This window comes from Rhizobium sp. S96 (assembly GCF_030382195.1).
Taxonomy (GTDB): Bacteria; Pseudomonadota; Alphaproteobacteria; order Rhizobiales; family Rhizobiaceae; genus Rhizobium.
Genome location: NZ_JAUDRY010000026.1, coordinates 100,750 through 123,166 on the forward strand (window position 1 = coordinate 100,750; position 22,417 = coordinate 123,166).

The 22,417-nt window shown below is 58.0% G+C and carries 21 protein-coding genes; 8 read left to right on the top strand and 13 right to left on the bottom strand.

Annotated features, from left to right (window positions below):
- Nucleotides 1-74: 74 nt before the first annotated feature.
- Nucleotides 75-1,988 carry an AfsR/SARP family transcriptional regulator gene (locus QTL94_RS20875; protein ID WP_083199430.1) on the bottom strand — a complete coding sequence of 638 codons (1,914 nt, stop codon included), beginning with the start codon at nucleotides 1,986-1,988 and terminating at the stop codon, nucleotides 75-77.
- 260 nt (nucleotides 1,989-2,248) lie between these two features.
- Nucleotides 2,249-3,289 carry a glutamine synthetase beta-grasp domain-containing protein gene (locus QTL94_RS20880; protein ID WP_065692103.1) on the bottom strand — a complete coding sequence of 347 codons (1,041 nt, stop codon included), beginning with the start codon at nucleotides 3,287-3,289 and terminating at the stop codon, nucleotides 2,249-2,251.
- A gap of 494 nt (nucleotides 3,290-3,783) precedes the next feature.
- Between QTL94_RS20880 and QTL94_RS20885 the strand changes: the two genes are divergently transcribed.
- Together QTL94_RS20885 and QTL94_RS20890 are read left to right on the top strand one after the other, a co-directional pair.
- Nucleotides 3,784-3,987, top strand: a complete 204-nt coding sequence (locus QTL94_RS20885; protein WP_065692102.1) for a DUF2735 domain-containing protein — start codon at nucleotides 3,784-3,786, stop codon at nucleotides 3,985-3,987.
- Between the two features lie 294 nt (nucleotides 3,988-4,281).
- Nucleotides 4,282-5,508: a TIGR03862 family flavoprotein gene (locus QTL94_RS20890; RefSeq protein ID WP_065692101.1), complete on the top strand. Its 1,227-nt coding sequence runs from the start codon at nucleotides 4,282-4,284 to the stop codon at nucleotides 5,506-5,508.
- Between the two features lie 2 nt (nucleotides 5,509-5,510).
- Here QTL94_RS20890 and panB read toward each other — a convergent pair whose 3' ends face one another.
- Together panB and panC are read right to left on the bottom strand one after the other, a co-directional pair.
- The gene (gene panB, locus QTL94_RS20895) at nucleotides 5,511-6,332 is read right to left on the bottom strand and encodes a 3-methyl-2-oxobutanoate hydroxymethyltransferase (RefSeq protein WP_065692100.1); all 822 of its coding nucleotides are present in this window, start codon (nucleotides 6,330-6,332) and stop codon (nucleotides 5,511-5,513) included.
- Complete coding sequence (gene panC / locus QTL94_RS20900; RefSeq protein ID WP_065692099.1) at nucleotides 6,332-7,207, bottom strand: pantoate--beta-alanine ligase; 876 nt, start codon at nucleotides 7,205-7,207, stop codon at nucleotides 6,332-6,334. The genes panB and panC overlap by 1 nt, the downstream gene beginning before the upstream one ends.
- Before the next feature lie 338 nt (nucleotides 7,208-7,545).
- On the opposite strand from panC, the gene QTL94_RS20905 reads away from it, so the two are divergent.
- Nucleotides 7,546-8,214: a J domain-containing protein gene (locus QTL94_RS20905; protein ID WP_065692249.1), complete on the top strand. Its 669-nt coding sequence runs from the start codon at nucleotides 7,546-7,548 to the stop codon at nucleotides 8,212-8,214.
- Between the two features lie 16 nt (nucleotides 8,215-8,230).
- On the opposite strand, the gene QTL94_RS20910 is transcribed toward QTL94_RS20905, so the two are convergent.
- The 3 genes from QTL94_RS20910 to QTL94_RS20920 form a co-directional block, all read right to left on the bottom strand.
- Nucleotides 8,231-9,226 (bottom strand): Tim44 domain-containing protein, encoded by a 996-nt coding sequence (locus QTL94_RS20910; protein ID WP_065692098.1) that lies wholly within the window; start codon nucleotides 9,224-9,226, stop codon nucleotides 8,231-8,233.
- 88 nt (nucleotides 9,227-9,314) lie between these two features.
- Entirely contained in the window at nucleotides 9,315-9,773 is a 459-nt protein-coding gene (locus QTL94_RS20915) for a YbaK/EbsC family protein (RefSeq protein ID WP_065692097.1), read from the bottom strand.
- A gap of 45 nt (nucleotides 9,774-9,818) precedes the next feature.
- Nucleotides 9,819-10,613: a DeoR/GlpR family DNA-binding transcription regulator gene (locus tag QTL94_RS20920; protein ID WP_065692096.1), complete on the bottom strand. Its 795-nt coding sequence runs from the start codon at nucleotides 10,611-10,613 to the stop codon at nucleotides 9,819-9,821.
- 197 nt (nucleotides 10,614-10,810) lie between these two features.
- Between QTL94_RS20920 and QTL94_RS20925 the strand changes: the two genes are divergently transcribed.
- On the top strand, nucleotides 10,811-11,539 hold the full coding sequence (locus tag QTL94_RS20925) for a membrane-anchored protein (RefSeq protein WP_065692095.1): 729 nt from the start codon (nucleotides 10,811-10,813) through the stop codon (nucleotides 11,537-11,539).
- 121 nt (nucleotides 11,540-11,660) lie between these two features.
- Here QTL94_RS20925 and QTL94_RS20930 read toward each other — a convergent pair whose 3' ends face one another.
- Nucleotides 11,661-12,362, bottom strand: a complete 702-nt coding sequence (locus tag QTL94_RS20930; protein ID WP_065692248.1) for a glycosyltransferase — start codon at nucleotides 12,360-12,362, stop codon at nucleotides 11,661-11,663.
- Between the two features lie 13 nt (nucleotides 12,363-12,375).
- Nucleotides 12,376-13,083, bottom strand: coding sequence for a membrane-anchored protein (locus QTL94_RS20935; protein WP_065692094.1), 708 nt, complete (start codon nucleotides 13,081-13,083; stop codon nucleotides 12,376-12,378).
- Nucleotides 13,084-13,167: 84 nt separating this feature from the next.
- On the opposite strand from QTL94_RS20935, the gene QTL94_RS20940 reads away from it, so the two are divergent.
- Complete coding sequence (locus tag QTL94_RS20940; protein ID WP_065692093.1) at nucleotides 13,168-14,637, top strand: MBOAT family O-acyltransferase; 1,470 nt, start codon at nucleotides 13,168-13,170, stop codon at nucleotides 14,635-14,637.
- A gap of 9 nt (nucleotides 14,638-14,646) precedes the next feature.
- Nucleotides 14,647-15,561 (top strand): hypothetical protein, encoded by a 915-nt coding sequence (locus QTL94_RS20945; RefSeq protein ID WP_141683959.1) that lies wholly within the window; start codon nucleotides 14,647-14,649, stop codon nucleotides 15,559-15,561.
- Between the two features lie 72 nt (nucleotides 15,562-15,633).
- On the opposite strand, the gene QTL94_RS20950 is transcribed toward QTL94_RS20945, so the two are convergent.
- Entirely contained in the window at nucleotides 15,634-16,338 is a 705-nt protein-coding gene (locus QTL94_RS20950) for a class I SAM-dependent methyltransferase (RefSeq protein ID WP_065692091.1), read from the bottom strand.
- A 243-nt stretch (nucleotides 16,339-16,581) separates the two neighbouring features.
- Between QTL94_RS20950 and QTL94_RS20955 the strand changes: the two genes are divergently transcribed.
- Together QTL94_RS20955 and QTL94_RS20960 are read left to right on the top strand one after the other, a co-directional pair.
- Nucleotides 16,582-17,496, top strand: a complete 915-nt coding sequence (locus QTL94_RS20955) for a glycosyltransferase family 92 protein (RefSeq protein WP_065692090.1) — start codon at nucleotides 16,582-16,584, stop codon at nucleotides 17,494-17,496.
- Nucleotides 17,497-17,774: 278 nt separating this feature from the next.
- On the top strand, nucleotides 17,775-18,689 hold the full coding sequence (locus QTL94_RS20960) for a hypothetical protein (protein ID WP_065692089.1): 915 nt from the start codon (nucleotides 17,775-17,777) through the stop codon (nucleotides 18,687-18,689).
- A 56-nt stretch (nucleotides 18,690-18,745) separates the two neighbouring features.
- On the opposite strand, the gene QTL94_RS20965 is transcribed toward QTL94_RS20960, so the two are convergent.
- Genes QTL94_RS20965 through QTL94_RS20975 form a run of 3 tightly spaced genes read right to left on the bottom strand, consistent with a single transcriptional unit; the run spans nucleotide 18,746 to nucleotide 22,326 of the window.
- Complete coding sequence (locus QTL94_RS20965; RefSeq protein WP_065692088.1) at nucleotides 18,746-20,641, bottom strand: bifunctional sugar phosphate isomerase/epimerase/4-hydroxyphenylpyruvate dioxygenase family protein; 1,896 nt, start codon at nucleotides 20,639-20,641, stop codon at nucleotides 18,746-18,748.
- A 24-nt stretch (nucleotides 20,642-20,665) separates the two neighbouring features.
- Nucleotides 20,666-21,544, bottom strand: a complete 879-nt coding sequence (locus QTL94_RS20970) for an isocitrate lyase/PEP mutase family protein (protein WP_065692087.1) — start codon at nucleotides 21,542-21,544, stop codon at nucleotides 20,666-20,668.
- A gap of 14 nt (nucleotides 21,545-21,558) precedes the next feature.
- Nucleotides 21,559-22,326 carry an SDR family NAD(P)-dependent oxidoreductase gene (locus QTL94_RS20975; protein WP_065692086.1) on the bottom strand — a complete coding sequence of 256 codons (768 nt, stop codon included), beginning with the start codon at nucleotides 22,324-22,326 and terminating at the stop codon, nucleotides 21,559-21,561.
- Nucleotides 22,327-22,417: the final 91 nt, after the last annotated feature.

Genomic DNA, 22,417 nt, shown 5'->3' on the forward strand with positions numbered 1-22,417 from the left:
TGCATAGGCGGCGTTATTCCGGCGTGACTGAGATCAGCGCCTGGAGAGAGTGTTGGCGGCCTAGGTGTAACAGTTCAGGACAGTCCGGCCATTCGAAGCCCGTCGATCAATTGGCGGGTGTCCTCGGGATTGCGATCTGGCACGAACCGCCAGACATCGTCCGTGCGAAAATCGGGGAAATTTTCGAGCACGATCGAGGCGTAATGCGCCGCCGATTTCAGGTCGCCGTTCTTGGCATGGGCGGCGGCCAACAGCCGGGAGGTTGCCGGCCGATGCTTGACGCGGTCGAGCACCTCGATTGCCTTCGGGTAGTTTTCCTGCACGAAATGAATGCCGCCGAGGTTCCAGTAGTAATAGTCCGGTGGCAGCGGATTGAGCTTGAGTGCCGCCAGGCTGAGGTCCAGCGCCCGATCGCTCTGGCCGTCGTGAAGCAGGGCATCGGCATGATCGGCCAGAATATCGGCATCGTTCGGATTGAGCATCTGCGCTTCGGCGAAGAAGTCGAGGCTATCGGCGAAGCGGCGGCGATAAAGGGCGACGAAGCCCAGTTCGCGCATCGCTCGGCCACTGTTCGGATCACTCTCCCGAGCGAGCCACGCGGATCGATCGGCCTCTTCCAGCAGGTCCGTGTCCTTCATGCCGCGAACCAGCCACTCCATGCCCAGCACGCGAGCCATTCCCGCATGTGCCGAGGAGAACCTGTCATGGCGGGCAAGCGAGGATTTGAACCACTTCCGGGCTTGCCTCAGATGCTGCAGGTCGGTCTTCGAAACGAGCCGTTTGCCCTCCAGATAGAGACGATAGGCTGACGGATTGGTGTCGCTCATCATATCGCTGAGCTCGCGCCGCTCGATCGTATCGGCGAGTGTCATGGCGATACGTCGCGCGAGCTGGCTGAACGATTGAGTCACCTTGTTCATGGCCAGCGGCAGCTCGATCGCCCAAAGGACCTCAGCCGTCGAGGTTTTCGTCAACCGGCAGCTCGCGAAGATATCGTCGTCGCGGCCGTGGATCGTCACGTAGACCGTATAATCGAAGCGAAGTTCCTGCGGCGTCGGTTGCATGGCGCCGTCGGCAAGGCTGCGGTGCAGGATCTCGACGCTTGTGTGGGCGGCGATCACCTTGAATCCGCGCTGTTGGCTCAAGCTGATCGTGACATCTTCAAGCAGCGCGCGGCCGACGCGGTTGAGCAACGGATCGGACAAAATTGTCTCTGGCGGGAGAATGAGAACGCGCGGCTGCCCAACCGGATCACCGGGCTGGTGCCCGACAACCGGCGCCTGGGCTGCAAAGGCGGCCGGGGCGATGATGCCGAGTTCCCGCGCGACGGCCTGCGTCGCTGCATCGGGTTCCGTGTCATACTCGGTCTTCAGCTCATTGCGGCAGCGGAAATAGGCCTGTCGTGCCGACACGCCATCACCCGCCGCTGCGTGGGCGCGCATCAGGGCGCGGCAGGCGACCTCGTGGGAAGGGTCGCTCTTTACAAGCAGCTCCGCAAGCATCACGACATCTGCCAGGGTCCGCTTCTGCGGCATCTCAAGCAGCGTGACGATGTGGGCGTCGCGGCGCTCGGCCACGCGTCGACGCTCCATGGTGATCCATTCGTCCGCTTCCATCGTGGGCGCGCGGAAGCTCTCTAGGAAATCTCCCTGAAGCAGGCTCCAGTCGCCCCGCTCAAGTGGCGCCGGGGCGTCGCACAGCAGCTGTACGTCGACGGGCCAACTCTCCACCTCAAAGGCAAGGTGAGTATTGGTCGCCCTGACAAGACGCGGCAGCTCTTCAGGTACGCTGCGATCCAGGCGGGTCAACAGTTGCCGGAGACTGCCGGCGCGTTGCTTCGACACGTCCGATTGCCACAAAATGCCGCGAAGTGTTTCTCGATCCATGCTGTGATCGGGAGAAGCAACAAGCAATGCCAGCAGCGGATAGGCTTTCTCGGGCAAGGGAATTTCCTGGCCGTGCGCGAAAAGCGCGGGCCTTCCAAGCAACCGAAGAAGACGGCTCTGCTGATCTGCCGGTGTCACTGACAACTCGCTATTGGCTAATCCAAAGCGACTATAGAGACAAACCAGATCAACGCAAAACGATTATGGAGAATCGGTTGAAATTTTCAACCGCTGAGTGCCCTTTGGTCGTGCACGCAAGCCATCACGTACCAGGATAGGACATTCTTCCACCGCCGGCCGGACGGTGAAAAAAGGTAACGCCGGCCTTTCGACCGGCGTTATCAGACATTGCGAAGCGATTCTTAGGCAGCAGCCGAAGCGGAGCCGGCCAGCGGCACTTCCGCGATCGTCTTCAGAACGCGCGAAGCGATCTGGTAAGGGCAGCCCTGCGAGTTCGGGCGGCGATCTTCCAGATAGCCCTTGTAGTCGTTCTTGATGAACGAGTGCGGGACGCGGATCGATGCACCACGATCGGCAACGCCGTAGGAGAACTTGTTCCACGGAGCCGTCTCGTGCTTGCCGGTCAGGCGCTTGTCGTTGTCAGGGCCGTAAACAGCGATGTGGTCGAGCAGGTTCTTGTCGAACTGCGCCATCAGGGCTTCGAAATATTCCTTGCCGCCGACTTCGCGCATGTACTTGGTCGAGAAGTTGCAGTGCATGCCCGAACCGTTCCAGTCGGTGTCGCCGAGCGGCTTGCAGTGATACTCGATGTCGATGCCGTACTTTTCGGTCAGGCGCTGCAGCAGGTAGCGAGCCATCCAGATTTCGTCGGCTGCCTTCTTGGAGCCCTTGCCGAAGATCTGGAATTCCCACTGGCCCTTGGCCACTTCGGCGTTGATGCCTTCGTGGTTGATGCCGGCAGCGAGGCACAGGTCGAGGTGTTCTTCGACGATTTCGCGAGCGACGTCGCCAACGTTGGAGTAGCCAACGCCGGTGTAGTACGGGCCCTGCGGAGCCGGGTAGCCCTGCTCAGGGAAGCCGAGCGGACGGCCGTTCTGGTAGAAGAAGTATTCCTGCTCGAAGCCGAACCAGGTGCCTTCGTCATCCAGGATGGTGGCGCGCGCGTTGGACGGATGCGGGGTGACGCCATCGGGCATCATGACTTCGCACATGACGAGTACGCCGTTGGTACGAGCCGGGTCCGGATAAACCGCGACGGGCTTCAGTACGCAATCAGAGCTGCGGCCTTCGGCCTGCATCGTGGACGAACCATCGAAGCCCCAGAGCGGGAGCTGCTCGAGCGTCGGGAATTCAGCAAATTCCTTGACCTGCGTCTTGCCACGAAGGTTCGGTACCGGGGTGTATCCATCGAGCCAGATGTACTCGAGCTTATACTTGGTCATTTGCGAGTCTCTCAAAACAAAAGGTGTCAGCAAATCCCGGCGGATGTGGAGGCCGAAACTTCCTCATCCGCCGGGGGATGCGTATTGATATGCATATCGCGTGCCAGTTCGAAAATGCCATCGTTGCGGCTTGTCCCGCATAGGAGGTTTCTGTCACAATCCGGGTGAAGGGCGCCCGCAGTGCGGGGCACTGAAGTCATAGCGGACTCAAGCAGTTACACACCATCATTCGGGAGAATGCCGCAGCGCGGATCGGACGGTCGAGAAGCGGATAAGGGCCGGCGAATTTTTTCTCACCTTTGGCAAAAAGATCAAATATTAGGCACCTGATCAATCTTTGGACGTGAGTAAAATCTGATATAAACGTAATCATCCGTGCCCTGCCTATTATTCCAACAAATATTGCACTTTTTTCAATCAAATCGCGCAATCTCTGTGCAGCTGTGCTATTGTGCCCTCAACGTTCAAATGCGGGTCTCACAAGGAGGCATGACATGATTACTGGTGTGCATCACGAGTCTGCGACGATATACGCGTTCCCCGGCAAGCGCTTCGCTGCTGCCAGCACGCGGCAAATGACTGATATCGCAGAAGATATTGGCCCCTGCGTTTATGACAGCTGCTGGTATCACGAAGATGCAATGAAAGAGGCCGAAACGCCTACGAAGCCGAAATTCGTGCCTCGCGTGGTGGATTGATTCTGTTTCGGCCTTGGCTTGGCCAAAGCACTCTCGAGGCGCGGTCGCATGTCGCGATCTCGATCAGTGAGGACGAAATCGTGGCCGGATCGGCATTCGTCCTCACAATCCCTCCGTTAGATCTCCGATTTGCCCATGACGTCCTTCCCCGCTCCAAGTGCGGGGCTGCAAGCATGGAGCGGCGCTACAGCCGTCAGTGAAATTCCCTTCGACCCCTGCTCCTAATCCGACGCGCCTTGCATACGAAGTCTGTGCAGGCCATGAGAGAGTCTCAAGAGCGGCACGGGTAAAGGCATGACACAGAAAGAGATCGCGATCATCGGCGGCGGGCCAGCGGGGCTCATGGCCGCCGAAGTGTTGTCGGCCGTTGGTCATGCGGTCACAGTCTACGAAGCGATGCCGACTGTTGCCCGCAAGTTCCTGCTGGCCGGAAAATCCGGGCTCAACATCACTCATTCCGAGGACTACGATCGCTTCGTCACGCGCTTCGGTGCCGCCAACCGGCGGCTTCGCGCTGCGTTGGATGGCTTCACGCCCGAAGACATCCGGCAGTGGGCCGACGGATTGGGAACACAAACGTTTGTCGGATCGTCAGGCCGCGTGTTTCCGATGGCTATGAAAGCCTCACCGTTGCTACGTGCTTGGCTCAGGAGACTTGAAGGCCAAGGCGTGAAGATCCTGACAAGGCACCGCTGGATCGGATTTTCGCAAGATGCCTTCGCGATCGAATCCGTTGACGGTCTTAAGACAATCCAGTGCGACGCCGCCTTGCTGGCGCTTGGCGGAGAAAGCTGGCCAAGGCTCGGCTCCGATGGTCAATGGATTCCCTGGCTCAAGGACAGGGCAATAGCCATCCACGATTTTCGGCCGGCCAATTGTGGCTTTGATGTCGAATGGAGCGCGTTTTTCCGCGACCGATTTGCCGGCCAGCCGGTCAAATCGGTGACGGCGCGATCAGCCGCTGGTACGTATCCCGGCGAGTTTGTGATCAGCCGGCACGGTATCGAAGGCAGCCTGATCTACGCACATTCCGCAGCGCTGCGCGATGGGCTGGCCGCCGGCCAAGCTATGTGCTTGGAAATCGATCTGATGCCCGGTCGAGCGATCGATCGGATCGAACGCGATCTTGCTCGCCTCGATCCGAAGATGAGCTTTGCCAACCGCCTTCGTAAGGGCTCAGGCCTCGATGGCGTCAAGGCAAACCTGCTCCGCGAACTCGGCAGCGCTGAGGACCTGCAAAGCCCGCAGCGGCTGGCTCAGCTGATCAAGGCGTTGCGGATCCCTGTTGCCAGACCGCGCCCGATCGCCGAGGCGATATCGTCGGCCGGTGGCGTGGCCTGGGAAGAGATCGACGCGCGCTACATGCTGACAGCCCTGCCCGGAACATTCGTTGCCGGCGAAATGATCGATTGGGAAGCGCCGACTGGCGGCTACCTCCTCACGGCATGCATGGCGACCGGTCGAGCGGCCGCGCATGGCATGGCAGACTGGCTAGCTGCCGATAGGGGTTCGGCAAGCTAGGGTCACCGCCGAACCTGGAAGGTATGCTCCTGCGCCGGGAAGCGGCCAGCACGGACATCGTCGGCATAGCTGGCGACAGCCTGTGAAACGAGCGGGCTGAGATCGGCGAAACGCTTGACGAAGCGCGGCTTGAAATCGTTGAAAAGCCCGAGCATGTCATCGGAGACGAGCACCTGACCGTCGCAGGCAGGCGACGCACCAATACCAATGGTCGGCACAGCGAGCGCGGCAGTGATCTCGCGCGCAAGCGGTTCGACGGTACCTTCCACGACGACGGCGAAGGCACCCGCTTCGGCGACGGCAACCGCGTCGCGGCGGATCTTGTCGGCTTCCTGCTCCGAGTGGCCGAGCGATCGGAACCCACCCGCCGTGTTGACCAGCTGCGGCATCAAGCCGACATGACCGCAAACGGGAATGCCCCGGGCCGTCAGGAAGGCTATGGTCTCGGCCATTTCTTCCCCACCCTCGAGCTTAACACCGTCGCACCCGCTCTCCTGCATGATGCGGACTGCGCTGCGAAACGCCTGCTCCTTCGATTCCTGATAGGTTCCAAACGGCAAGTCGACCATCACGCAGGCATGGGCTGCCCCACGCATGACGGCCTTTCCGTGTGCGATCATCATCTCGAGCGTGACGGCGACCGTCGTCTCCATCCCGTAAAGAACCATGCCAACGGAATCGCCGACCAGCAACAGATCGCAATGCGAATCGAGGAGGCGGGCAATCGGCGTCGTATAGGCGGTGAGGCAAACGACCTTTTCGCCGCCTTTCATCGCTCGGATCGTTGCCGTTGTCAGACGCTTCTCTTTGCCTTGCGCGCTCATTATGCTGCCCTCGTCTGGCTGGATGTCTTGAGCCCGATCACACGGTTGTCGAGGAGTCGCGTGGTCCCGACCCTTATGAAGAGCGCCACCAGCACCGGCCCTGATTGTAGAAATGCTATTGGCTTCAACGTTACCGGATCGCGCACGGCAACGACTTCGGCCACAGCCAGTGGCTCTGACGCGACGAACCGCATCAGCGCGGCTTCCAGCTCGGCTGGATTATCGCAGCCTTCCGCGTACAGGCGCTCGGCTTCATCAAGCGTCTTGGGCACGACGACCGCGGCGGCGCGCTCGCGCTCGCTGAGATAGACGTTGCGCGACGAACACGCGAGCCCATCGGCTTCGCGCACGGTGGCAACGGCGACTACCCTGACCGGCTGCGCCAGATCCTCGACCATCCGTTTGATGAGCGCGACCTGCTGATAATCCTTTTCCCCGAAATAGGCTGCCTGGGGCTGAACCAGATTGAAAAGCTTGGTGACGACGGTCGCCACGCCGGCGAAATGCCCGGGGCGCACGGCACCTTCCAGCTCGCTACCAATCTCCGGAACATCGACGACGGTTTGCATCGGTTGCGGATACATCTCCGTCACACCGGGTGCGAAGAGAACGTCGACCCCTGCCTCTTCCAGCATGGCGGCATCGCGCGCGAGGTCGCGCGGATATTTTGCTAGGTCCTCGTTCGCGCCGAACTGAAGTGGATTGACGAAGATGGAAACCACGGTCACGTCGTTCTCGGCAGAGGCGCGTGAAACCAGCGCCATGTGACCGACATGCAGGAAGCCCATCGTCGGCACGAAACCGACCGTTCGCCCATCACGCCGGAAGGCCGCAAGGCAATCGCGCAGCTCCGCCGTGGTCTTGATAATACGCATCGCACCTCCTCCTCGGCCCGTCGCCGGCACGGCCGGCGCAGGAAGGTGGCGGATAGAACTCGATTTGACGAAATGCGTCAACGCGAGCAAGGCGATAATATCGATTAAGCGATCCACGCGGTATGTATTATTTCGCGCATATAGATAATCCGCCCCGAATGCACATCGGGATCCTCCCCAAGCGCCCGGACTCTGCGGCATTCGCCAAAGACAGTTCGTTTCACACAACCTTGTGCATTTTTGTCCAAACTCTGCCCTAGTGATGTTAGAAGAAAGACGGCAATAGACGAATGCCCTTCACGGGTGCCCCGGCGATGTCCGACAACAGCGGAGGGATGGTGACCAATCCTTATGAGATTCTCGGTGTCCGGCGAGACGCGAGCGACGAACAGATCAAGGCCGCCTACCGGCGTCGGGCCAAATCAACGCATCCCGATTCCGGCGGCGACACGACGGCCTTCGGCCGTGTCCAGAAAGCCTATGAGCTCTTGCTGGATCCCGTTCGCCGGAAGGTCTTCGACGATACCGGCTACGATGTCGAGCTTGCCGACCCTGTCGACCTGCAGGCCCTCATCGTCATTGAAAAGCTGGTCAATGAACTCACGCTGGATGAGCGCGAGCCCGGTTCCTTCGACCCCCTGGCCCGCATGCGTTCCGATCTGTCGGAAGAAATGCGTAAGGCCCGGTTCAGCAAACGCGAGCTTGAGCGTCATTCGTCACGCATAGAGCACCATCTGGAGCGCCTGGAAAAAAGGCCGGCGACCGATATTCTCGGCTCGATGTTGCGCGCACGCGTCAAGGCTATCGCCACGGCCATCAGCGAGACCGAGGCGAAGATCAAGGCAAACGAGCGCGCCTGCGAGATGCTTTATGACTATAGCTACGAAGTCGACGTGCAGGAAAGCGACGCGGCGCTCCTAACAGAGGCCGACGCGACGCCATCAATTTCCGCAAAGCGTGAAGAGCGACCGCTCTGGGTTGTGCCGTCAGCCGCGCAGGAAGGCTGAAACGCAGGCGCCGCGATTACGCGGCGCGCTGTTCCGTACCCTGAATGGCGGCGAGTTTCCAATCGGCGCCCGGCTTGCGGACGAAGGTCCAGACCTCGGCCGTCTCGGTCGGGTGGCTGTTGTCACCGCTCACCACTCGCCCGCCTGCCCGCTCGACCAGTGCGTCGATCGACGAGTATCGCATCGCAAGCGTCGCATATTCAGAGCCGTCTTCGCGCCACGCTTCCGCAATGTCACCCTGCAAGAGCTTCACATCAGACACTTCGTTGCGCACACCATTGGTGGCGTTTTCGCCTAGTTCCTCGGCGAGATAGGACATCGCTTCCGGGGTCGTGAGGCGCCTCAGCGTAGCATAGTCCTCGCTGCCGTAGGCGGTCTGCACTTCGGTCAGAAGCTGCTCGAAATTGTCGAGATCGGTCTGTTTCAAACCAATTTCGTCATCCGCCTTGGCACTTTGCCGCGACTGACCGAGGCCGGCCGCAGAGCCGATCGACGGGATGTGGAAGGATGAGTTCGCGCTCGATGCCATGTTGTGTGCAGCGCCTTGCGACGCGGCGCCATAGGAGGGCTGTCGGCGATTGGCGAAGTAACGCATCGCAAACGAGATCGCCATGCCGATCAGGGCTACCTGCAAGAGCATCCCGAGGAAGCCGAAGCCGCCGCCGAAGCCGTGGCCAAGGAGCATGCCGAGCAATCCACCGGCAACGAGGCCGCCGATCATCGAGCGGCCAAAGCCACCAAACATGCCCGGGCGCTGGACCCCTGCGGGTTGCTGGTTAGCATAAGGCGCAGTCGTTTGCGGACGAGTCGTCATCGAACGATCGATCGGTGCCGCCGGAGCCGGGGCTGTTCTGGTAACAGGTGGCGCCTGGAAGGTGCGCGTCCCACGGCTACCGAAACCGAAGCTTCCAGCGCGCCGCGCATCAGCCTCCCCGATCGAGGCAAACACGGTAGCGCCCGTCAGGACGGCAATCGCCGCAACCTTGGCAAAACGCGAAACGGCACGGGGCATTCAATCTCTCCTCTGCAACCCACTATCGGATGTCGGGAGATATATAGGTGGCTTTTTCCGCGTTTGAAGCTTTTCGGCGGCAATTGGCTCACTGACAGACATCGACCCAGGTTGCATTGGTCAATTCCGCCAGTCGTTCGGTCGATATGCGTACGGCCGAATTGGTGGATCCTGCCGCCGGCACGACCACCTCGAAACGTCGCAGCGAGACATCGCAATAGACAGGCAGGGGCGTTGGAAGCCCGAATGGGCAGACGCCGCCGACAGGATGGCTGGTGACCTCGACCACTTCCTCGGCACCCAGCATGCGGCCCTTTGCGCCGAAGGTATCCTTGAATTTTCGGTTGTCGAGCCTTGCCAGACCGCCGGCGACGACGAGGATCGGCTCATCACCGACCCGCAGGCAGATCGTCTTCGCAATCTGCGCGGGATCGACACCATGGGCCTCCGCCGCCAGTGCCACTGTCGACGAACTCTCGGATGTTTCGATGATTTCGACGTCGGGAGCGGACGCCATGAAGAATGCGCGGACTGTTTCTATGCTCATGGAGCAAACGCTAGCGCAACAGCAGATAGAAATGAAGCCCAATTGTCATCGGTGATCGCTCCGCGCGGCCTGCCCTTGTGCGCTGGTTTCGATCAGCCTGACATCATTCTCCAGACAGAGTTGGCGAATGGAGGGAGTAACGCATTGGTCGGTGATGAAGGTGTTTACCTGCGAAAGCTGCGCGATCCGGACCGGAGCGGTGCGCTCGAACTTGGTGGAGTCGGCGACCAGCACAACATGCCGCGCATTGGCGATGATCGCTTGGGCGACCTTGACCTCACGAAAATCATAATCGAGCAGCGCGCCATCAGCATCGATTGCCGAAGCGCCGATGACGGCGTAGTCCACCTTGAACTGCCGGATGAAATCGACAGCCGCCTCACCCACGATCCCGCCATCGGAGCCGCGCACGACCCCGCCGGCGATGACGACTTCGATGGCCGGCAGAATTCTCAGCCTGTTGGCGACATTGATGTTGTTGGTGATCACCATCAATTCGTGGTGATTGATCAAGGCCTCTCCTACCGCCTCCGTCGTCGTGCCGATATTGATGAAGAGGGAGGCATTGTTGGGAATGAGACTGGCGGCAGCGACACCAATCTCTTGCTTCTCAGCCGCGGCAATCTGCCGTCGTGCCTCGTATTTCACATTTTCGGTCCCGCTCGGGAACGTGGCGCCGCCATGCACGCGCGTCAGGATCTGCGCATCGCAAAGATCGTTCAGGTCCTTGCGGATGGTTTGCGGAGTGACCGAAAAATGGGCCGCCAATTCCTCGACGAACACGCGCCCATTCGCCTTTGCCCTGTCGACTATTTCGGTTTGGCGATCGCTCAGGAACATCGGTGTCGGCTCTTTCACTTCGGTTTCGTTTTGCAGACAGACGCATCCTTAACAGAGCCGGAGATCGCACGCAAAGCGAAGCCTCAAGCAGCGAACCTGCACTTTGTCATTGACTTCAGGCATGCTTGAATATCCACCTTACGAGGCGACACCACCCCAAGTCATAGGACCTTCTTCATCGCAAGCAGGAAGCTTTTATGCCCAGTTTCGGAAAGATCTTTCACAGGCAGGTTTACCGCCGCCTGAAATATGCATTGACGCGGCCAGTCCCGCTTAAGAGCAGTCCACATTTTACCGGTCCCGTTGTCGTCGTCGGATCGGCGCCAGTCTCCCACAAGCCCGTCGGACTTGATGCCAGCTATGGCATAATCTCGATCAACGGTTCCCAAACCGTGATTGACCGATGGGGGATTGATGAACCCCACATTACCCTCATGCAGCCTCGCCAGATCGAGAGTGAGAATACAAACGCGATCGAGGTTCGCCGCGTTCTAAACGGCCTTAGAACCAAGCGCCTCTATGTCTTCCTCTGGAGAAAAGGCCTGCCGCAACTCAAAGAGGCTATCGCCAAATTCAACTACACCTTCGGCCATTTGGAGATCGTCGACCGATATGATCGCATTGCGCTGATCGATCGCGTCACGGGCGTTAAGTCTTTCGAGATCGACACGGAAGACAAATACTCCAACGGGATCATTGGCGTCATGTTTGCCCTTCACCAAGGTGCAACGGCGGTGATCATAACCGGCATCAATCCTGATTCCTCCGGGCACATCTACAACACGAAGGATTTGCCGCGCCTGCATATGAAGAAGGACAGGGAAATACTCGTTCTGCTTCGTCAAAAGGGATTCCCGATTTATACCGCCGATCCCGAGGTCTCTGCGTCGACTGGCATACCGATATGGCAGGGGCAGACCGCCTGACATCGCTGAACTCGTCATCGGAACCTCGACTGCGACGGCGAACTGAACTCAGCTGCTTGCCGAACGGCCCCACACGGAGGGTCGTTCGGTCGCCCAAGGCTTCACCCCCGGTGGCTGGCGATCAGATCGGCTGGAATTCGGGATCTATCTTGTCGGCAAAGGCCTTCCACTCGGCCGCATACTCCACGTTTTGCCAATCCTTGAACCACGGACCACCATTGGTGAAGTGAACCGCCTTCGGGTATCCGGATTCCGGTTTCTCGTTCCACCCTTCCAGCCAGTTCCACTCCAGTGGAACCTCGCCGATTTCGGAATCTTCCGCCCACTGCATGCGGTGTAGATATGCCCCACTCTCGCGATTGATAAGTTCAGGCGTAAGTTTCCGCGTAGACGGATGCTCGCAATTGAAAAGCATGAAAGAAGACCAGTTCTTGCGCGGATAGGTGGTCTGGACTTTCCCGTCCATCTTCAGACCCTCCTTCGGCGTATAATCGTGGTGCACGCACACGACCGCCTTTGTGTCGTCCCGGTATTTGAGGAGGCCGGCTACGTCGCCGAAAAAGAGGAAGTCGCAATCACAAAAAAGTGCCCAGCCTTTAAAACCGGCCAGCCAGGGAGTGAAAAAACGGGAATAGGTAAACTCGGTGGAGGCTAGCGGATCGATATCCCGCGTATAGGCGCCACGGTCGACCAAGTCTTGAAGCTTGATGGGAATAACGCGAGTGGGGATCGAGGTGTGTTTGTCAATGGAGGCTTTCGCCACGTCGTACGCTATAGGTTCTCGAGAATCCCAGCCAATATAAATATCCAGCTTATCCGGCATTTTATCCTCTTTCTTAAGGTGCACTCCAAAGTGGTATTCCGACTGCCTCAGCCACGCTAACATCTGCGGTGTAAAGGGGCCATCCGTTCTTTATCAATAACTGGAGGACATCAGCATCCGTTTCGGCGTGTTGGCGACGCAGGTTTGCATCGTTGTAGGTGTGGCCGGATGATGACGGGTCAATACCGGTGATGATGACCGCAGGCGCGTTGTTGGCCAGGGCATACAGCACACCCGTGATGCCGTTCGAAAATCGATCGTCTGCACGGAGCTCGAGATTTAGCTCACCGGTCACAGAGCGATGAAGCGCCATGCGCTCCATTCGCGACAACACATAGAGCTCATCGTATCCATATTCGAGCGGAACAAGAGCATCCTTGAGTTCGTCGAACGACCTGTTCCAAAGCGCAACAAACAAACGACCGGTAGACGAACCTTTGATCACGCGTCGCACGGAAACCGCGTTGGTGTTTACCCCTCCGATTTGCTTTGTCGCCATGAAAGTCACATCCGGCTTGGCCCTGCCCCATTTGGCGGACACAGCCTGCGAACCGTTGACAGTGATAACGACATAGCTGTCGTCAAAGCCCTCCGGCTTTGTTGATACCGGTGCAGAACCCACCACGACAACAGGGGTCGAAAAGTTCTGCGGATGCACTGGGGGAGTTGGTTTTCGCCAGTGAAATTTCAGGCGCCTGGCTAGTCCTTGTCCGATCTTCATCTAAGGCCTATATGTGCGAGTGGAAATCGAAGGTGAAAAGGCTCTACGGCTTAAGTTAGGCGACGCATTCCGAAAAGAGCACACATGCTTTTCAACTCGGTGCAATTTATTTTTGCTTTTCTACCAATTGTAATCACAGTTTACTATCTGTTGCACACCAGATCTGAGCAGTTATCGATCTGGTGGCTTGTCGCGGCATCTCTGTTCTTTTATTCCGCTTGGGATATCAGCTTTCTGCCGATCTTCCTGTTGAGCGTGGTTTCCAATTTTTGCTTCTCATTGGGTATCGAGCGCTGCCCGGAGCCGGCCAGAAGGGCCGTGCTCGCCCTTGGCATCATCTTCAATCTCGGTCTCCTGGCATACTTCAAATATGCCAACTTTGTCGTCTCTCAGGTTTCCCGGTTTTCCGGCACACACATCGACTGGGTGGCGGTCGTCCTGCCGATCGGAATTTCCTTTTTCACCTTTCAGCAAATTGCCTATCTGGTGGATGTGTCGCGCTCACAGGCGAAAGAGCGTAGCTTTGTTCGCTATCTGCTATTCAACTCTTTCTTCCCGCACCTGATCGCCGGCCCCATCACCCACCATAAGGAGATGATGTCGCAGTTCGGGCGGTCTCGACCAAACCCGATTGATGACCTAGCAATCGGCTTGACCTTCTTCACCGTGGGATTGGCAAAAAAGGTCCTGATCACCGACACCGTTGCCCCATATTCGACGGCTGTGTTCGCACACGCCGCGAGCGGGAATATGATCTCGTCTGCAGACGCCTGGACGGCCATCCTTTGCTACAGCCTCCAGATCTATTTCGACTTTTCCGCCTATTCGGACATGGCCATTGGCCTGGCAAAAATGTTCGGCATCGATTTTCCGATCAATTTCGCATCGCCCTACAAGAGCACATCAATTTCAGACTTCTGGCGGCGATGGCACATTTCGCTTTCCCGTTTTCTGCGCGACTACCTCTATATTCCGCTGGGCGGCAACAGGGTTAGCCCTCGCCGAAGACAGTTCAATCTCTTCGCCACCATGGTGATTGGCGGGGTGTGGCATGGCGCGGGATGGACGTTCCTGGTGTGGGGTACGCTGCATGGGGTCTATCTTCTCATCAACGATGCATGGCGCAAAACCGCGCTCGCGGGCGTGCTCGCCGACTACCCGATCTGGCGATATGTCGCCTGGCTCTGTACGATGCTCGCCGTCATGTTTGCTTGGGTTCCCTTTCGGGCGGAGAGCATGGGGGTCGCGATCCAGATGTGGCAAGCCATGGGTGGCTTCGGCCCGGACGCCAAATCCGTCGTGGCTCATTGGCAGCCGCTTATCTACATCATCCTTTTCGGAGCCGGCGCCGTACTTCTTCCAAACATCTACGAAATTCTCGCTTCGACCCGTACCGGCCTTCCCAGTAAAGGTTATCCGGCGACCGAGATCTCCAAGTCTCCCGCTCCGACCTGGCTATTCAGCAAAGCGCATGGCGTGGCTTTCGGCGTTGTTTTCGCACTCGTCGCATTGAAGCTGTCTGACGTGAGCGAATTCATATACTTCCAGTTCTAGGGCATCGAAATGAGACGATCCACCCTACCCTTCATCCGCACCTTCATGATCACGGCTGCATCGATCCTGCTCCTGTCGGCGGCCGTGATCGAAGGAACGAGCGCCTTGGGTCGGCCTTCCTTGCCTTATGAGAAGATCTACAACTTCCAGATTGCCAAGCTCGAACACGCCCGTGCTGAACAGCTCTTTATCGGCGATTCTTCGTTGGGAAACTCCGTGAACGCACAGCTCTGGACCAAGCTGTCCGGCGAGCAGACTCTCAATCTCGCGTTGACCGGAGCCTTTGGTTACGAGGGCAGCTACTGGATGCTTCGGCGAGCCTTGTCGGCAGGCATGAGGCCGAAGATCGTCTATCTCATGCAGACATCCGACATGCTTACGCGCCGCCCTGTAGACCAGGAGTTGCTGGCCGAGATCTCGGATGCGAAGGGCCTCGCGCGACTAGCCGCATGGTGGCGAAGCCGGATGAACCTGCAGGAATTGAGTTCCGCCTTCGATTTCATCCAGCAGTATTTTGACGAAAGCCGCCCAAACCAGGAGAACTTCGACATCGTCAATGACTATATGGAGCAGCATGCGAGAGTGGACCTGGCAAAGATCCCATCCGCCCTGTCAGAGGGCGAAATCAACGCGACGAAACCCGCGTATCTCGAAAAGATCGCATCGCTTTGCTCATCGGAGGGGATCAAGTGTATCTACATACACGGCCCGCTCGCGGAACCGACATGCAAGAATTCGGCGCAGTATTTCCAAGCAGCCGATGAAATCATCCGGGATTCAGGCCTTCCGCTCCTATCTCCGCAACCGATGTGCATCTCGATCGAGCAGCTGGGTGATGCGGTCGATCACGTCGCACCCTCCGAAAAAGACAAGTTCACCTCTGCGCTCTTCGATCTCATGCAGATGAGTTCGGGGAAGTTTTGAAAACGCCCGGCTGATGACCTTAGAAGGATGGGATCGCTTTATCGCAGCGATCGATGCGGGTAGGATGAAACCTTAGCGACCCGCTACGCGCTGCCATACTTTCTTCAGTCTTTCCAATGGCAGCCTGCCTTCCATCCGCTGATAGAGCTCTCGATGGATCATATCCATCTGGTAAGGCTCGCGATGTGTGTCTCGCATGTCTCCCGGCTCGCTGCCGGTCTTGATAAACAGCATCGTGTTTTGCTGATACCAGTATCGGATGGCTTCATTTCCCCAGATCTGAGGCCGAACGACATCATAACCTCGATAGCCCTTCCTCAAAAACAGGTCGGCCCAATAACTCTGCCACTGCTCGTTCACGTGACCGCGACCACCCTGATTGGGCACGGCAGCGCTGAACAGCACGACATCGGAAGCCGCGCAGAGATCCTCGACGAAGGTTGATGCGCGACCTTCTGAAAGATGCTCAGCAACTTCCAGCGAGATCGCCAGGTCGACGGGCCGCTCGAGCGATATCCTTTGTTCAAGATCCAGGAGATTGAGCGCGATGCGAGGATCATCAACCATCTCCCGGCGCAACCATTTTCCTTCGAACCCAGTGACGTTCTCAGCGCCGAGTTCAAGCGCAGCGCTCAACCAAGTACCGGTACCGCATCCGAAGTCCACGACCGATTGGAAGGGAACCTTTTGGCGAACGATTTGGAGGATGTGGCGGGCCGCCGGAAGCGTTCTTGATCGACGCTTTTCATAAAAACCTTGATCGTACTCTTGCTTCATTGGATGCCGGATCCGGACGTAAAGTTAGAGAAAATGATCGCTCCAGAGCTGTAGCAATTTAGTTCTGACGATGCAAATTGCCGAAACGACGGGGACGCCTCCCCTGGGAGGCGACCTAGCCCGGCGAACTGAACCTTCCGACGACGCTGGCGGCCCATATTAGCTGGCAACCCTTGGCCGTTGATTTCAAAGCAAGCTTTGGTTTAACAATGCGGGCAAACGTCGGAGACGAAGGACGTGCTAATGAAGTTCTTTCGGAAAAAGCAGCCGTACAGCAAGACGATATCGATTGTTCCTCCGAAACCGTCGACGACGCGCAACGGGATAGCCATCGTTGCGTGCGTCAAAAATGAAGAGCCTTATATAGCCGAGTGGCTGACATTTCATCGTGCCGTGGGTGCCGCGCATTTCTTTCTCTATGACGATGGAAGCGACGACCGCACCCTCGACGTCGCCAGAGAACGGCTGCCCGCCGAGGCACTAACGGTTATCCCATGGCGTGGGAGGATGAGTGACGGGTATTCCGGCAATATTCTCAACAGCCAGACCATAGCTTTCGCCCACGCCATCCTTAACTTCGGAAGCGAATTTGAGCGGTTTGCATTCATCGATGTCGATGAATTCATCGTACCGAAGAAAGGCCTTTCCATCGCCGATAGTCTCAGCGGATCGAAGGGGTTTCCGAACATCTCATTGCCCTGGCATATGTTTGGCTCATCGGGTCACATTCAAAGACCAGCGGGTCCGGTGAGCCGGAACTATACCTACAGAGCAAAAGATCCGATGAGCAGGCTTAAGAATGCCAGCAACTTCAAGTGCATCGTCGATCCTTGCGAAGTGACGGAAGTCAGCATTCATCATTTCAGCACCAGAGATCACGGAGAATTGACGTCCAATGATCGCGGAGAGGTGTTTAGTCGCAGAGGAAGAAAGCGGCCTGAATTCTATTCGTCGGATTTTCTGCAGTTGAACCATTATTATGGGAAATCGAAGGAAGAGTTGGAACAGAAGCTCGCTCGTGGCCCGGCGTCTCCGGCATCGCGGCAGCGATATGAAGAACGCGTGCGGATAGCCGTGACAAATATAGAGCTCGAAACCGTGCGTGATCTGGCGATCATCGACCTTGTTGAGAAATTGGGCGTAGGTGAACATCTTTAATCAATTTCTTATATACAAAGCCTCAGGTCCTGTTTCGAATTGGGAAAGAAACGAGACAAGGCAGGCTTATAGCCAGTTCCCCTCGAAGGATTTACAACATGAGATTGACCGACATCGTTGCCCTCCTGAGTATTGAGGCAGGAAAAAGGTGGAGTTGCTATAATCAAAGCAGTGTTTGATTGTGCTTCTGCAATGCGGCCGGCGGTTAAATATTGATGGCGCTGGTTTTTAGATCGCCGTTGCCATGTCGTGCTGACGCCTGAAACACAGAGTAGACGATGCAAGTCAGAAAAAGCGGACGGCCCTTTCATAGATCGCTTATCAAGATCGGTACCAGACTTCTTCTTGGGCGTTCGAAAAGTCACTTTCAGGACTGGCTTCCAGGATTGGAATTCCAGACCCGATCAGACAACAACGCGACCACCATAATCTATAAGGGACAATCGCTCGCAAACGCCGTGAACTTTCGGGATTTGCAATGGCCGGACACGATTGCGATCGTGGGCAGTGGACCGTCGATCAATCAGTGTCGAATCGATCACATTCCACCCCATCAGGCGATTCTGTTGAACGGCGCCATCAAGCTGATCGGGACCGAAATCCGGGATCCGCTCGCCATTGCAATCGAAGACGAGCGGTTTATCTGGCATCATTTTGATTTTGTCCAAAATTATGTCGGACGCGATACGACCTGCCTGTTGTCGCTTGAGGTCATTCGAGCCATTTGCGAGCTCGATAGAACCTGGATATCCGGCAGAAAAATCGTGCTGATCCGCAATGGACTTGCCCCGTACCAGCACAAAAGGCGAAGCGTGTCCGATTTTGCAAGGGAATGTTCTGTATTCGGTGCGCAAAACGGAGCCATCTCTCTCGATCCAGACTGCGGCACTATTCCTGCCGGCTCAGTGGCGACCACAGTTACGCAGTTCGCTGTTGCATCCCAACCGAAACACATCCTCTTTTTCGGCATTGATTTGAACAATTCGCAGCAACCTCGCTTCTACGAGAAAGAGGGGGCTGTCTCGTTCAGCGGTCTCGCACGCGCCGAAGTGCGGCTTCTCGGCGCGTTTGAAGCCGTGAAGATCTACGCGGACGGCCACGGGATTCAGTTATCGTGCTGTTCGCCGGTATCTTCGCTTCTGAAAATTGGCTACCCCTACGATCCAGCTTATGAGGCTGACGCCAAGCTTTGAACGACGTGCCGCACGCGTCCCGCAATCTTTTGCCGGTTCGCACGTAATCGACACGCTTATTCCTTTGGCATCCCTTCCGGCCGAAGTGCCTTCTTCAGCGCGGCAATGCGGAAGATGGCGTTGGGAGCACCGTAGCCGCGATAGGCGCGGCGCTCGACGATTTCGAAGAAAAAGCCCTCGCCATAGGTTCCGCTGTAGAGGTGGAAATATTCGCCGTGCTCGTCGCGGTCATAAAGAATGTTGTGTGCCTTCAGCCGTTCAGTCAGCTCGGGTTCCAGCCCGAAGCGGGCTTCCACGTCGCCATAATAGTTCTGTGAGATCGGAAGTGGCTTGAAGCCGTTCTTCGTCAACGCCGCGGCGGTGGCGAAAATGTTATTAGTAGAGAATGCCAGGTGCTGCACACCGGAGCCGAACGTCTCGGCGATGAAATGACCGGCAAGCGTGCGGCGGTTTTCCGCACCATTCAGCGTAATCCTCAGTTCGCCGCTGTTGTTTTCAATCACCTGGCTGCGAACGATGCCGGCCGGATCGATGATGTCGACCACCGGTGTCTTGCTGGTTTCGAAGATCGATGTGTAGAACAGGAGCCAGGTCAGCATCTCGTCGTAGGCAACCGTCTGCGCGACGTGATCCACGCGGTTGAGATGCGCGGAGCACACCGCTTCATCGGCCTGGTCCTCTACAGCGACAAAATCGACCTCGGGGAAGCGGCCAAGATCGCTCTTGTGATCAATCAGATAGATCAGGCCACCGCCCACTCCTCGGATTGCCGGAATCTGCATCTCGCCGTCCGCCACTGGCTGCTCGAACGGCTCGGCGCCAAGCGCGATCGCGCGGGCAAACGCGGCCTTGGCATCGTCCACCGCGAGTGCCATGGCATAGGCCGTCGTGCCATGCACGACGAACGAAGCGTTGGCGAAGCCCTTATCCTCAGTGTTGACGATCAGTCGGATTTCGCCCTGGCTGAACAGTCCGACCTTCTTCGTCCGGTGCCCCGCCACCTTGCGGAAACCAAGCGTTCTCAGCATCGCGACGAGGTCGCGTGCATCCTTTTCGTCGGCGGAAAATTCGACGAAGCCGACGCCGTGGACCTTCGCACGTTCCGGCATGGGGGGTACCGTCAGCGCCGTGACGCCAGGAGAGCGGCGGACCTGATCGCCGAGATAGATCAGCGAGCGATGGCCATCGGCGGCGATCGAGCGCGGCGAGCCACCGCGAAACTGGTCGTTGAAGATCTCCAGCGAGAAATAACCGTCGTATCCGGTTTCGGCGATGGCTGATGTAAACGCACCAACCGGAAGATCGCCCTCACCGGGCATGTTGCGGAAATGGCGCGACCAATAGAGGAGGTCCATGTCGATCAGCGGTGCATCGGCCAGTTGCACGATGAAGATCTTCTCCTTGGGGATGGAGCGGATCGAATTGACATCGATCTTGCGCGACAGGGTATGAAAACTGTCGAGGATCAGACCGATGTTAGGATGGTCCGCGCGCCGAACGATCTCCCAGGCGTCGCGATGATCACTGATGTGTCGCCCCCAGGCGAGTGCCTCGTAGCCAACCCTGAGGCCACGCTTCGCTGCCCGTTCGCCGAGTTCGCGGAAATCGTCGGCGGCCCGGTCGATTCCCCCAAGCGAGAGCGGAGACACGTTCGAGCAGACGAGCACCAGATCGGTACCAAGCTCCTGGATGACGTCGAACTTGCGCTCGGCCCTGTCGAATGTGCGGCTCCGGTGCGAGGCCGGCATGCCCTCGAAATCGCGGAACGGCTGGAACAGAGTGATCTCAAGCCCGACGTCGCGCGCCATCCGGCCGACATCCGCTGGACTGCCGTCGAAAGCCAGGAAGTCGTTTTCAAAGATCTCGACGCCGTCAAAGCCGGCGCGCGCAATCGCCTCAAGCTTTTCAGGCAACTCTCCGCTGATCGATACGGTAGCGATTGAGGTTTTCATGACAATACCCTCCCTGACCGGGCCCTACTTGTGTTCCGGCCAGCCGAAGCGGTCGTCGAGCGCGTCGTATTCGGCAAGCCCCGTCACGGCACTGAACTCTGCATAGGTTATCATGGCATCGGCCCGACTCTTCGGGGTGCCCTCCGACTTCAGCACATCAAGCGTCTGGCGAACGGCTTTCACTGCGGAAAACAGTGCCGAAAGCGCATAGAAGGCGATGTTGAAGCCCATCTCCTCGAGATCGTTCGCGGTAAGTGCGGTGGTTTCGTTGCCGTCCACGATGCTGACCACCTTTGCACCGGGCACGCCCTTCGACACGGCCTCGACATCGGCGATCTTTTTGATCCCGTCCACGAAAACCAGATCCGCCCCGGCATCCTGATAGAGCTTGGCGCGGCGCATTGCCTCATCGATCCCCTCGCTCTGGATCGCATCGGTTCGGGCGATCAGCAACATCGGATCCCTGCCGCGCGCCTCAACGGCGCAACGCAGGCGGCGGACGTTCTCATCGGCGGGGATGACGCGCACGCCGGCGCGCTGGCCGCAGCGTTTGGGCAATTGTTGATCTTCGAAATGGATTGCGGCAACGCCGGCCTGGATATATTCCTCGATCGTACGGCGGATATTGGCCGGTCCGCCGTAACCGGTATCGGCATCGGCAATCACAGGAACGGTAACGGCCCTGACCATATCACGCGCATGGGTCGTCATTTCCGTCTGGGTCAGGAGACCGATGTCCGGAAGGCCAAGCCGAGAGGCGGTTGCGCCAAACCCGGTCATATAGATCGCCGGAAAGCCAGCCATCTCGATGAGGCGAGCGGTCAACGCATCCGGTGCGCCCGGCGCCTGGAGAAGGCGTCCTGAAAGCACATCCGCGCGGAGTTTTTCAGCTGCATTCTTCATCGCATCCTCCTCAATCAACGACCGCCCGATACGTCGACAACGACGCCGGTGATGTAGGATGCCGCGCCGGATAGCAGCCAGACCGCCGCATCGGCCACCTCGGCCGCCGTCCCCAGGCGCTTCAAAGGAATCACGCTCGCCATGGCCTCGATATTTGCTGGATCGGCAAAGACATCCTGCTGGATTTCCGTGTTGATGACGCCGGGCGCCAGAGCATTGACGCGGGCCTTGGGTGCCAACTCCTTGGCAAGCGCCACGGTGAAGGATGCGATAGCGCCCTTGGTTGTCGCATAAGCGATGTTGCCGACCATGCCGCCCGTGCGAGCGGCAATCGACGACAGGTTGACGACGGAGCGGTCCTCTCGGGCAGATGGCGCGCGGATGAAGGCACTTGAAACGTAAAACGCGCTCTTGAGGTTGACCGAGAGGACACGATCAAGTTCGAGTTCGTTCATGTCTTCCGCGGTCATCCGTGTACCAATAATGCCCGCATTGTTCAGCAGATGATCGACGCCGCCGAAGTTCGCAACGAGCGCCTCCATGGCAGCGTCAACGGCCTTTCGTTCGGCAACATTGACGACTGCCGTCATGACGCGATCGCCGTGCGCAGTCCGGCACTCTGCCAATCGTTCTGCGTTGATATCCCACACGCCGACCCTTGCGCCCAGACCGACGAGCTTGTCGGTCACGGCCCGGCCGATTCCGGATGCTCCTCCGGTTACCAAGGCCACGCGATCTTGAAAGTAACCGACGCTTGTTGCGGCTGAATGAGACTGCTGCACGTAATCCTCCCGCCGCTAACGGCGCCATGTTGAGTTCGCCGCGAAGAAAGACCCTCGGCGAAAGAATGTCAACTAGGGTTCTAGTTTATGT